General features: G+C 73.6%; 9 protein-coding genes. 6 read left to right on the forward strand and 3 right to left on the reverse strand.

The window, feature by feature from the left end; translation table 11 throughout:
* Positions 1 to 168 precede the first annotated feature (168 nt).
* The gene (locus ACFZBT_RS36330; protein WP_391113273.1) at positions 169 to 621 is read right to left on the reverse strand and encodes an NAD(P)H-dependent oxidoreductase; all 453 of its coding nucleotides are present in this window, start codon (positions 619 to 621) and stop codon (positions 169 to 171) included.
* Positions 622 to 716: 95 nt separating this feature from the next.
* On the opposite strand from ACFZBT_RS36330, the gene ACFZBT_RS36335 reads away from it, so the two are divergent.
* Positions 717 to 1,166 carry an SRPBCC family protein gene (locus tag ACFZBT_RS36335; protein WP_391113276.1) on the forward strand — a complete coding sequence of 150 codons (450 nt, stop codon included), beginning with the start codon at positions 717 to 719 and terminating at the stop codon, positions 1,164 to 1,166.
* Between the two features lie 35 nt (positions 1,167 to 1,201).
* Here the strand turns inward: ACFZBT_RS36335 and ACFZBT_RS36340 are convergent, their stop codons facing one another.
* Together ACFZBT_RS36340 and ACFZBT_RS36345 are read right to left on the reverse strand one after the other, a co-directional pair.
* Complete coding sequence (locus ACFZBT_RS36340; RefSeq protein ID WP_391113278.1) at positions 1,202 to 5,539, reverse strand: HAD-IC family P-type ATPase; 4,338 nt, start codon at positions 5,537 to 5,539, stop codon at positions 1,202 to 1,204.
* 16 nt (positions 5,540 to 5,555) lie between these two features.
* Complete coding sequence (locus ACFZBT_RS36345) at positions 5,556 to 6,140, reverse strand: hypothetical protein (RefSeq protein ID WP_391113281.1); 585 nt, start codon at positions 6,138 to 6,140, stop codon at positions 5,556 to 5,558.
* Between the two features lie 226 nt (positions 6,141 to 6,366).
* On the opposite strand from ACFZBT_RS36345, the gene ACFZBT_RS36350 reads away from it, so the two are divergent.
* From ACFZBT_RS36350 to ACFZBT_RS36370, 5 genes are all read left to right on the forward strand, one after another.
* The gene (locus ACFZBT_RS36350; RefSeq protein WP_391113284.1) at positions 6,367 to 7,044 is read left to right on the forward strand and encodes a nucleotidyltransferase family protein; all 678 of its coding nucleotides are present in this window, start codon (positions 6,367 to 6,369) and stop codon (positions 7,042 to 7,044) included.
* Positions 7,045 to 7,054: 10 nt separating this feature from the next.
* Positions 7,055 to 7,342 carry a BON domain-containing protein gene (locus ACFZBT_RS36355; protein WP_391113287.1) on the forward strand — a complete coding sequence of 96 codons (288 nt, stop codon included), beginning with the start codon at positions 7,055 to 7,057 and terminating at the stop codon, positions 7,340 to 7,342.
* On the forward strand, positions 7,339 to 8,103 hold the full coding sequence (locus ACFZBT_RS36360) for a metallophosphoesterase (RefSeq protein WP_391113290.1): 765 nt from the start codon (positions 7,339 to 7,341) through the stop codon (positions 8,101 to 8,103). The genes ACFZBT_RS36355 and ACFZBT_RS36360 overlap by 4 nt, the downstream gene beginning before the upstream one ends.
* Positions 8,104 to 8,342: 239 nt before the next feature.
* A complete protein-coding gene (locus tag ACFZBT_RS36365; RefSeq protein ID WP_391113293.1) occupies positions 8,343 to 10,007 on the forward strand; it encodes an alkaline phosphatase D family protein in 1,665 nt (554 codons plus the stop codon).
* Between the two features lie 54 nt (positions 10,008 to 10,061).
* The gene (locus tag ACFZBT_RS36370; protein ID WP_391113295.1) at positions 10,062 to 11,429 is read left to right on the forward strand and encodes a carbohydrate-binding protein; all 1,368 of its coding nucleotides are present in this window, start codon (positions 10,062 to 10,064) and stop codon (positions 11,427 to 11,429) included.
* Positions 11,430 to 11,434: the final 5 nt, after the last annotated feature.

The raw sequence follows: 11,434 nt of genomic DNA on the forward strand, positions 1-11,434 counted from the left end.
GTCGGTCGCCGACTCCCCCACGCTCGGCTTCGCTCGCGCGGGCGGGGCCCCCATCGCGTCGACTCCCTCCTCCGCCTTGCAGCTGCACGCACCAGGCCCCGCTCACCGGCGTCGAAGAAGTGCTGCCGATTCCCTGCGCCGTGATCCAAACGACAGGCCCTAGGTCTGTCAGCCCATGAGCCCGGCGGCGACCGTGGCGCCCAGTTCCCAGCACTTCTCGAGGTCGCCCTTGTCCGGCTCGCCCGTCACGGTCACGGCCTCGGCGGTGCGGCGCCAGCCGAGGCCCGTCGTGATGGACTCGATGCCCCGCACCGCTCCGGTCACGTCGTTCCCGCCGTGCACGTAGAAGCCGAAGGGCCGGCCGCGCGTCGCGTCCAGGCACGGGTAGTAGACCTGGTCGAAGAAGTGCTTGAGGGCGCCCGACATGTAGCCGAGGTTGGCGGGGGTGCCGAGGAGGTAGCCGTCTGCCGCGAGGACGTCGGAGGCGGTGACGGACAGCGCCGGCCGGCGTTCGACCCGGACGTCCTCGATCTCGGGGTCCGTCGCCCCGGAGACGACGGCTTCGAACATCGCCTGGCAGTTGGGCGAGGGCGTGTGATGGACGATCAGCAAGGTGGCCACGGCATCCGACCCTACAAGTCGTGAGGAGCATGAGTGACCGGCGCGAGATCCGGTACCCGTCCGTCGCTCTCCGTACGAGAAAGGGAGGTACCGCCTTGTCGCAGGTAGAGGAATCCATCGAGGTCCGCGTCCCGGTGCACACGGCCTACAACCAGTGGACCCAGTTCGAGGACTTTCCCCGGTTCATGGAAGGCGTGGAGCGCATCGAGCAGCGCACCGACACGCTGACGCACTGGGTGACGAAGGTCGGCGGCCAGGAACGGGAGTTCGACGCGGAGATCACCGAGCAGGTTCCCGACGAGCGCGTCGCGTGGACGACGGTGGGCGGAGAGGCCAGGCAGGCCGGTGTGGTCACCTTCCACCGCATCCAGGACGACACGACCAAGGTCATGCTGCAGTTGGAGTTCGACCCCGTCGGGCTGACCGAGACCGTCGGCGACAAGCTCGGGTTCGTCAAGCGGCAGGTCTCGGGTGACCTGCGGCGGTTCAAGCAGTTCATGGAGACCCGCGGGTCGGAGACGGGCGCCTGGCGCGGCGCGGTCTGAGCCGGTGGTCGCCGTCCGCCGTGCGGGATCGCCCGCTACGCCACCACCGGCCGGGCGATCCCGCTCTGCAGCAGCTCCCGGGCTTGCTGGGTCAGGTCACCCAGGCGCCGGGCGAGGCGTGTCACGGCCTCGTAGAGCAGGTGGACGGCCCTGAGGCGTTCCAGACGCGGGGCCAGGGCCGAGAGGGCGATGGCCAGGGCCACGCCCGCCCAGGCCACCGGGCCGAGCGGGGTGCAGCCGAAGAAGTGGCTGACGCCGGGGGTCTGGACGAGTGCCGCGAGTACGGCGGCCGAGCCGAGGGCCGTCACCCACACCAGCGTGCTGCGGCGGCGGCCGGAGAGGGTCTGCACGAGCTGGGCGCCGACCACGCCGCACAGGGCCATGGTGGTGGACCGGCGTTCGGTGCCCGGGGTGAGGCGGCCGATGAGGTACGCCGTGACCGCGCCGAGGCAGGTGGTGAGGCCCCGGCGGCGAATGGAGCGCAGCAGCGGGGCGCCCAGGACGTCGAGGCCCATCGGGCCGGTCGCGGCGTGCTCCGCCGTCGAGGGGTCGTCGCTCGGCGTGACCGCCACCGCCATGGCCGGGAACATGTCGGTGAGCAGGTTGACCAGCAGCAGCTGACGTGTCGACAGGGGTGAGGCGCCGGCCAGCAGGGTGCCGAGGACGCTGAAGCCGACCTCGCCGGCGTTGCCGCCGATGAGGATGCTCACCGCGTCGGCGACGCTGCGCCACAGCGCTCGGCCCTCGGCGACCGCGTCCACGAGGACGGACAGGTCGCCGGTGGTGAGCACGAGGTCGGCGGCGTTGCGGGCGGCCGCGGAGCCGCGGGACTCGACGCCGACCCCGACGTCGGCGGCGCGGATGGCGGCGGCGTCGTTGGCGCCGTCGCCGGCCATCGCCACGACTCGTCCGGCCTGCTGCAGGGCCTCGACGACGTGCAGCTTCTGCTCGGGTGCGACCCGGGCGATGACGCCCGCGCCGCGCAGGACCCGGACGCGTTCGCGGCGTTCCATCGCCACGAGTTCGTCTCCGGTCACCGCCTCGGTCTCCTCCGGCCAGCCCAGTTGCAGGGCGATGGCGCGGGCGGTCTCGGGGTGGTCGCCGGTGAGCATGACGGGCAGGATGCCGGAGCGGCGGAGTTCCGCGAGCAGTGCGTGGGAGGTGTCGCGCGGGACGTCGGCGAGGGCGACGAAGCCGCTGAACTCCAGGTCCGCGAGTGGCGCGTCGAGTTCTGCTTCGGCGTCGTCGGCCCGGCAGGGGCGCCGGGCCACAGCGAGGACGCGCAGTCCCTGGCCCGCCAGTTCGTGGGCGGTGTCCCTGGCGTGGCCGGGCAGGTTCCGGCAGGCGGGCAGGATCGTCTCGGGGGCGCCCTTGACGACGAGGAGTTCCCCGAAGTCCGGGTCGCCGTCGCGGCCGATCGCCGCGGCATAGCCCCGCCGCGTCTCGAAGGGCAGCTCGCCGGTCGGGGTCCAGCCCTCGTCGGGCGGGGCCACGTCGAGGACGGCCTCGTCGGTGGCGTGCGCGACACGGCGGCCCTGCCCTGTCTCCTCCTGCGGGCACGCGCGTGCGGCCAGGCGCAGGACGGGCAGGGCCTGTTCGGAGCCGGTCTTCAGGACGGTGCCGTCGGCGGTGGCGACGCGGACCAGGCGCAGTCTGTTCTCGGTGAGGGTGCCGGTCTTGTCGAAGCAGACGGTGTCGACCCGCCCGAGCGCCTCCAGGGTGCGCGGGGTGCGGACCAGGACGCCGCGCCGGGACAGCCTGCGGGCGGCCGCCATCTGCGCGACCGTGGCGACGAGCGGGAGTCCTTCCGGTACGGCGGCGACGGCGACGGCGACACCGCCGCTGACGGCGCGCCGCACGGGGCTGCCGCGCAGCAGGGACAGTCCGGTCACCGCGGCGCCGCCCGTGAAGGTCACCGGCAGTGCCTTGCGCGTCAGTTCCTGCAGCCGGGCCTGGACGCCGGCGGGCGGCGGGGTGCGGGCGGCGAGGGTGACGGCGCGGCCCGCCTCGGTCTGGTCGCCGGTGTCGACGACGAGCGCGGTGGCGCGTCCGGCCACGACGGTCGTGCCCTCGAACACCATGCAGGCGCGCTGGCTCACCGGCAGTCCGGGCGTGGCGTCGACGGCCTTGGAGACGGGCAGGGACTCGCCGGTGAGTGCCGACTCGTCGACCTCGAGGCCGTCAACCTCCAGCAGCCGGGCGTCGGCGGGTACGACGTCGCCGGCGCCGAGGCTGATCTCGTCGCCGGGCCGCAGCCGGGCGGCGTCGACGGTGACGGTGCGCCGGTGGCCGTCCTGCTTGCGGGCCTTGGGCTGCTGCCGGGCGGCCAGCCGGGCCAGTGCCTGTTCGGCGCGCATCCGCTGGAGTCCGCCGGTCACGGCGTTGAGGTCCATGGCGCCCACGACGAGCATGGCGTCGACGAGCGAGCCGAGCAGTGCGGAGGCGACGGCGCCCGTGGCCAGGACGGGGGTGAGCGGATCGTCGAGTTCGCGGCGTACGGCACCGGCCGCCTGCCATGTCCAGCGGGCCGGGGTCACGGCCGGGTGGCGGATCAGACGGCCGGCCTGCTGCCTGGAGCGGTCGGCGAGCAGGGCGAGTCCGCGGGGCTCGCCGTCGCGCCTGGTGCGTCCCAGCCGGTCGCGGGCCTCGTGGGGTTCCAGGGCGTGCCAGGGGATGTGCAGTCGTGGCGGGGGCGGGGTGGCCCGGGCCACTTGGATGCCCGCGAGCCAGCCGGTGAGCAGGGCGCCCGCGGCGGCGATGTTGACGGGGGCGTGCCGGGTGAGGGGCCACATGCCGAGTCGGCCCAGGCGTTGTCCGCCGCGGGCGACCAGGAGCCCCGAGAGGGCGGCGCCCGCGCGGGCCAGTGTCTGCGACCGGCGGCCGACGCGCCGGGCCGCGGGGATCGCCGTGAGCAGTCGCCAGACGTCGGCGAGGCCGCCCGGGGCCAGCGCGTCGACGCCCCAGGAGACGGCGGCCCGCCCGTCGGTGAGGGCGATGGCGACGTCGCCCGCGGGCAGTCCGGCCGCCACGTGGCCGTCGCCGGACTCCGTGAGGCGGGCGACGGTCACCACCACGTGGCCGTCCTTCTGCAGGTCCCGTACGACGTCTCCGAACGGTTTGGTGCCCGGGGCGACCTCGTCGGCGAGCCGGGTGGTGTCCTTCAGGTCGGAGCCGCCGGCGATCACGACGTGCAGTCCTGCCCTGCGGGCGGCGTCCAGGACGGCCTCGGCGAAGGGGTGGACCGGGTCGTCGGGCAGCCCGTCGGGGTCGTCCTCGGTGTCCTCCCGCCGGCTGCGCAGGGCGTCGGCGTGCAGGACCAGGGCGTCGGCGATCTCCAGCTGTCGCAGGCGCTCTCCGTTGCGCAGGAGGATCCCGGCGTGGGCGAGGAAGGTGCCGAGGGTCGCGCCGAAGGCGGCCGGTCCGTACCGGGCCGCCTTGGGGGATCCGGCGAGGATCGCTTCGGCCGCGTCGCTCGCCCGGTGCGTGACGAGGAGGGTGGCGGCGGCGCCGGCGACGCTGCCGGTGCTGGCGTGGGAGGCGTACTCCGCGGCGGGCGTCACCTTGAGCGGCGGCCGGGTGTCCGGTGGGCAGGGCAGGCTGGTGCGCCGTTCGTGGACGATGTCGTCGTGCAGTGCCTCGAAGGCCGCGGCTCTGGCCACGGCCTCCGTGAGCTGGGTGCCGCGCAGGACGCCGTCGAGCAGGAGCGCCAGCGGGGTCTGGCCGGCGCCGTGTGCGGCGGCGTTGGCGGCGGCGAGGACGAGTTCCATGCCGGAGGTGCCGAAGCGCTGCCGGAGCAGGGCCCGGAAGCGGGGGTTCTCGCGCAGCAGGGTGACGGTCGCGGTGATGATGCGGGAGGTGGGCTGCAGCCGCAGGGACCGGCCGGCCAGGGCGCCTGCCGCGCCGGCGGCGTCCAGCAGGATCGCCGCGGCGGTGACGCGCACCTCGGTGGGGTCGCCGGGGTGGCTGGTGTCCCGGGCGTTCGGATCGGCACCCTCGTCCAGGCCGAAACGGGCGGCGAGTGCGGTGGCCCGCTCGGTGACACGGTCGGTGGCGGCCTCCTCGGCCACGGTGATCACCATGCGGGACAGCCCCTCGTCCCAGTACGCCATGAGCACGTCCGGGTGATCGAGGAGTTCCCCGGCCATCTCGCGGGCGAGGGCGCCGGCCTCGCCGTCGGAACTCCGCAGGGAGAGGTGGACGTGCTGCCCCGCCTTCCAGTGCTGTCCGCCGGTGAGGGCGTTGCGGGCGACGTTGCGCACGCGGCGTGTGGTGTCGTAGACGGACGTCAAGCCCTGGGCGGTGCCGCGGACGGCCCCTGCGGCCGCCCCGGCCACGGCCCCGACGAGCGGGGCGACGTCGAAGCGTGTGAGCATCTGCCGCTGTCCCGACTCAGCCGGCCGGCCGGCTGTCGTGTCCGTGCGGGTGGACGTGTGTCCGGTCCGGTTCCTCGCCGTGCGCTTCGTGGTGCGCGGTGGCCTCGGCGACCTGTTTCAGCGCGGAGGCGGTGGCGGTGTCGCCCACCTTGGCGGGCTGTTCGTGGACGTGTTGTTCGGGCCGGTCGTTCCGGTAGTGGGACGAGGCGAGTCTGCCGCCGGGGCCGTACCCGGAGGTGTCCTCGTCGTCCGGCCTGTCGTGGGCGCCGGTTCCCTTGCCGCGTTCAACGGTCCGGGCGGTCCGCGTGCCGCCGTTCGGTGACGCGCCGTCGGGCTTCTGTCCGGGCCTGGGCCGTGTCAGCCAGGCGACGGCGGCGCCGGTCAGCGCCACCGGCCACTCCACCACTCCGGCCACACCGAGCACACCGGCCCCGGCGTAGACGGCCATCCGGCGGCCGCGCGGCGACACCGCGCCGACCTTGTCCAGGGCTCCTCCGGCCACCTTCCCCACCTGCTCCGCGCCCGGCAGATGCCGGAGGCCGGAGGCGACTGCCCGCAACGGCTGCGGAAGATCGGACGAACGTGATGTCTCCTGGGTCATGTCGACCTCCACAGGCGCGCTTTTATCCGACTTCAACTGATTTTCCAGCTCTTCGCACCATATTCCGTCTTCGATGGAGGCAGCGCTTGTCTTGTTCGGCCGGAACAGGGGCCGCAGCCTTCCGTGTCGGCACGGGCGCGCTGGGTACTCAGTGCGGGCACGGGGCCCTGAGGGGGTCCGGGCACCGTACGGCGGCGGAGTGTCCGGTTCGGCGAATGGAGTGGTCATGGCGGAGAACGGTGATGACGCGACGCTCGTCCGGCGGCCGGGCATACCCGACCTCCGACTGGCCCCGGACCGGGGCGAGCCCGCGCCACCCCAGGACCCGCAGGCCGGTGAACCGCCGCACGAACTGCCCCTGGACCGCAATCAGGCGATTCTGGAGGCGGCCAAGCAGGTGGGTTCCCTGCTGAAGCGGAAGGGGCATCTCTTCGCGCTGGCCGGGAGCGTGGCCGTCTACGCGCACGGCGGCGAGAAGAACCTCCGGCACGACGTCGACTTCGCCGTCCGCCCCGAGGACGCCGAGGCGGTGGCGGTCACGCTCCGGGACGCGGGACTGACCGTCTACACGCCGCCGGAGGACTGGCTGATCAAAGCCACGTGTTTCGGCCAGCCCGTGGACATCATCTTCGAGCTGGCGGACCGGCCGGTCGGCCAGGACATGCTGGAGCGCGCGGAGGAGATCTCGGTCGACTCGGTGCGCATGCCCGTGCTGGCCCCGACGGATCTGCTGTGGAGCCTGGCCGCCGCCTTCTCCGAGCACCACTGCGACTTCGGTGCCGCCCTCCCCATCGCGCGCGCCCTGCGGGAGAAGGTCGACTGGGAGCGGGTGCGGCGCGAGTGCGGGGACGCGCCCATGCCCGCGGCCTTCTTCTTCCTCCTGGAGCGCCTGAACGTCATCTGAAGGAGCACTCATGAGCACCCACGGCCCGCAGGGCACGGGCGGCGCGCCGCCGGCGCAGAACCTGGACTACCGCATCGCCCACCTCCAGGACCGCCTCGCCTCCGGTGAACTCGGCGAACTGGGCGTACGGGTCGAGGCCCGCGGCCGGACGGTGGTGCTCACCGGCACCGTGCCCTCGGCCCCCTGCCGCGAGGAGATCGTGCGCACCGCCCGCGAGGAGCTCGCCGGGATCCCGGTCCACAGCGACCTCGTGGTCACCGAGGCGTCCTCCCCCGACCACGCGGAGGAGCTCTCATGATCCGCGTCGCAGCCGTCGGAGACATCCACATGGGGCCCGACAGCCAGGGTGTGCTCCGGCCCGCCTTCGAGACCCTGCCCGAGTGCGCCGACCTCCTGCTGCTGGCCGGGGACCTGACCCGGCACGGCACTCCCGAGGAGGCCATGGTGGTGGCCCGGGAGATCCAGGGCCTCGGGGTCCCGGTGGTCGCCGTCCTGGGCAACCACGACCATCACGACGACAGGCCCGACGAGGTCACGGCCGTGCTCAGGGACGCCGGCGCCCATGTCCTCGAAGGCCAGGGGACGGTCCTGCCGTGCGGTGGGGCGCGTATCGGCGTGGCCGGCACCAAGGGGTTCGGCGGCGGCTTCGTCGGCCGCTGCGCCGGGGAGTTCGGCGAGCCGGTCATGAAGGAGTTCGTCAGGCACGCGCGGCGCTGCGCCGACGGCCTGCGGGCGTCCCTGGAACGGCTCGGCGAGGAGGGCTGTGACGCGCGGATCGCCCTCACCCACTACTCCCCCGTCCCGGACACGCTGGCCGGCGAACCGCTGGAGATCCATCCGTTCCTGGGCAGCTATCTGCTGGCCGAGGCGATCGACACGGCCGGTGCCGACCTCGCGGTGCACGGGCACGCGCACGCCGGCACGGAGCACGGCATGACGAGCGGCGGCGTACGGGTGCGCAATGTCGCCCAGCCGGTCATCGGGCGGGCCTTCCACGTCTACCATCTGCCGGTCCGTGACCACGCGGCCACCGGGGCCGCCGCCCGGGCCGCCCGCTAACCCCCGGGATTCCCCGCTCGCCCCGCGCCGCCGGCCCACGCCGGCGGCGCTTTTCGTGTTCCGTGTTCGTGACGGGTGACACGAGGCGTCGTCCGCGTACCGCCTCTGGTGTGAACGCCCCGCAGGTCGCGCCCGCTTCAGGCATTTTGTCTGCTTAGCATGCATGCTCCGCGCTCCCCACGTCGGCGATGCCCCACGCGTCCGTCCGGGGCGCCCTGCCCCGTACGAGAGGACACCAGATGGCGCTGACGGGCCGTCGGAATGCACCGTCCGAGCATGCCTTCTCCCCGCACGACGCCGTATTGCGCACCGCCGCGCCGCACGTCGCCCGCCGCCGCTTCCTGACCGTCACCGCGGCGGCGGCGATGCTCGCCTTCAGCACCAACCGGCCGGCCCGTGGCGCCACCGCCGCTCCGGAACTCGACGCCGCCCGGGTCTCCGACGACCCGTTCACCCTGGGCGTCGCCTCAGGCGATCCGCTGCCCGACTCGGTGCTGCTCTGGACCCGGCTGGCCCCCGAGCCGTTCACCGCGGACGGCGGTCTGGGCCAGGAGCGGGTCGCCGTCTCCTGGGAAGTGGCCTCGGACGAGTGGTTCGCGCTCGTCGAGCAGCGGGGTGTGGCCACGGCCCATCCCGAGTACGCCCACAGCGTGCACGTCGACGTCAAGGGCCTCAGGCCGGACAGCCACTACTTCTACCGGTTCCGGGTGGGCGACTGGATCAGCCCCACGGGCCGGACCCGTACGGCACCGGCCGCGGGCAGCGCCCCCGCCGGCATGCGGCTGGCCGCCGTGGCCTGCCAGGCCTACCAGGACGGCTATTACACCGCCCACCGGCATCTGGCCGAGGAGGACGTCGACGTGGTGTTCCACCTCGGCGACTACCTGTACGAGTACCCGGTGGACTCGGCCGGCGGGGCCCGCCGCTACAGCGACCGCAAGCTGCCCGACGTGTTCAACCGCGAGACGCTCACCCTCGCGGACTACCGGCTGCGCTACGCGCTCTACAAGAACGACCCGGACCTGCGCGCCGCGCACGCCCGGCACCCGTTCCTCGTCACCTGGGACGACCACGAGACGGAGAACAACTACGCGGGCGCCTTCGACGAGAACGGCACGTCCCCGGAGCGGTTCCTGGCGCGACGCGCCGCCGCCTACCGGGCCTACTGGGAGAACCAGCCGCTGCGCGCCGAGCAGCTGCCGCAGGGCCCCGACGCCCGGCTGTACCGCCGGCTGAACTGGGGGTCGCTCGTCCAGTTCGACCTCCTCGACACCCGCCAGTACCGCTCCGACCAGGCCTACGACGACCGGCCGCACGCGCCGGGCCCCGAGTCGGACGACCCGGCCCGCACCCTGACCGGCGCCGCGCAGGAACGCTGGCTGCTGGACGGCTGGCGGAACTCCTCCGCGCTGTGGCACGTGATGCCCCAGCAGGTGTGCTTCTCACAGCGCAAGTTCGACGTGACCGGTCCGGCCCGGGTCTCCATGGATGCCTGGGACGGCTACCGCGCCTCCCGCGACCGGGTCACGGCGGGCGTGAAGGCCGCGGGCATCGACAACTGGATGGTCCTGACCGGGGACGTGCACGTCGGGTACGCCTTCGACATCAAGGACGATTTCGACGACCCGCGGTCCAGGACGCTGGGTACGGAGTTCACCTGCACCTCCATCTCCAGCGGCGGCAACGGGACGGAGAAGCCCGACAACTGGGACACCTACCTGCGGGCCAACCCCCACATGAAGTACTACGACGGCCGGCGCGGCTACGTCCGGGTGGAGCTGGGCCGCGCCAACGCCCAGGTCGACTTCCGGACCGTCCCGTCCATCACACAGCCCGGGGGCACCGTCTCGACGACCGCGTCCTTCGTCACGGAGGTGGGTTCGCCCGGCCTGAAGTCCGCGTAAGACGCCCGGTTCCCGCAGTCCGCAGTTCCACCGTGATCGAAGGAGACACCTCGCATGGTCCACAGACACACCGTGACCGGCCGCCGGGCGGCCCTGACCGCACTCGGCGCACTCGTCGCCACCGGGCTCCCCTCCGCCGTGGCGGCCGAGCCGGCGCCCCCCGCGGGCCCGCTGCCCTCGGCCGCCCAGACCCTCGGCGCCGACCGGCCGTCGGCTCCGTTGCTGCGGGCCCTGGAGCGCGACCTCGGGCTGACCCCGGCCCAGGCGTCCCGGCGGCTGGTCAACGAGGCGGAGGCGGGCACCCGGGCAGGGCGGCTGCGCAACGCCCTGGGCACCCGCTTCGCGGGGGCCTGGCTGCGTGGCACGACGGCACAGGAGCTGGTGGTGGCGACCACCGACGCCGCTGACGTGCGCGCCATCAAGGCCCAGGGCGCCAAGGCCGCCGTCGTGAAGAAGACGCTCCGGGACCTCCAGGCGGCGAAGAAGAAGCTGGACGGGGCGGCGGCCCGTGCCGACACCAGCGACACGCCCCTGTGGTACGTCGACATCCCCGCGAACCGGATCGCGGTGCAGGCCCGGAGCAAGGCCGCGGCCACCGCGTTCGTCAAGGCCGCGGGCCTCGACGCCAAGAGCGTGGGCGTCACGGTGACGGCGGAGCGGCCGCGGCTGTTCGCGGACCTCACCGGCGGCGACGCCTACTACATCAACGGCAGCGCCCGCTGCTCGATCGGGTTCTCCGTCACCAAGGGCCTGCAGCAGGGCTTCGCCTCGGCGGGGCACTGCGGCAAGAAGGGCGATACGACGACCGGGTTCGACCAGGCCGAGCAGGGCACGTTCCAGGCCTCCACGTTCCCCGGCAAGGACATGTCGTGGGTGGCCGTCAACGACCAGTGGACGACCACGGCGAACGTCAGGGTCGAGGGCGAGCAGAAGGTACAGGTCACCGGCTCGGTCCAGGCGCTCGTCGGGGCCGCGGTCTGCCGCTCCGGGTCCACCAGCGGGTGGCACTGCGGCAAGGTCGAGCAGCACGACGCCAGTGTCAGCTACGCCGAGGGCAGGGTGGACGGGCTGACCCGGACGACGGTGTGCGCCGAGCCGGGCGACTCCGGCGGCCCCTACGTCGCGGGCGTCCAGGCGCAGGGCGTGACCTCGGGCGGTACGGGCGACTGCAAGAGCGGGGGCACGACGTTCTTCCAGCCGATCAATCCGCTGCTCAGCGCATTCGGCCTCACCCTGAAGACCGCCCCCGCCGCGGCGGCGGCACCCCAGGGCAACGTGGCGCAGACCTGGGCCGCCGGCCGTGTCTACGACGCCGGGGTGACGGTGACTCACGGTGGGGTGCGCTACCGGTGCCTGCAGACCCACCAGGCCCAGGGCGCGTGGGTGCCGACGCGCACCCCGGCCCTGTGGCAGCGGGTGTGACGAAG

It is taken from the genome of Streptomyces sp. NPDC008137, from assembly GCF_042957035.1.
GTDB lineage: Bacteria > Actinomycetota > Actinomycetes > Streptomycetales > Streptomycetaceae > Streptomyces.

Coding starts and splice junctions, on each gene's coding strand:
- ACFZBT_RS36340 (WP_391113278.1), bottom strand. CDS start 5,539: ATGCTCACACGCTTCGACGTCGCCCCGCTCGTCGGGGCCGTGGCCGGG.
- ACFZBT_RS36345 (WP_391113281.1), bottom strand. CDS start 6,140: ATGACCCAGGAGACATCACGTTCGTCCGATCTTCCGCAGCCGTTGCGG.
- ACFZBT_RS36350 (WP_391113284.1), top strand. CDS start 6,367: ATGGCGGAGAACGGTGATGACGCGACGCTCGTCCGGCGGCCGGGCATA.
- ACFZBT_RS36355 (WP_391113287.1), top strand. CDS start 7,055: ATGAGCACCCACGGCCCGCAGGGCACGGGCGGCGCGCCGCCGGCGCAG.
- ACFZBT_RS36360 (WP_391113290.1), top strand. CDS start 7,339: ATGATCCGCGTCGCAGCCGTCGGAGACATCCACATGGGGCCCGACAGC.
- ACFZBT_RS36365 (WP_391113293.1), top strand. CDS start 8,343: ATGGCGCTGACGGGCCGTCGGAATGCACCGTCCGAGCATGCCTTCTCC.
- ACFZBT_RS36370 (WP_391113295.1), top strand. CDS start 10,062: ATGGTCCACAGACACACCGTGACCGGCCGCCGGGCGGCCCTGACCGCA.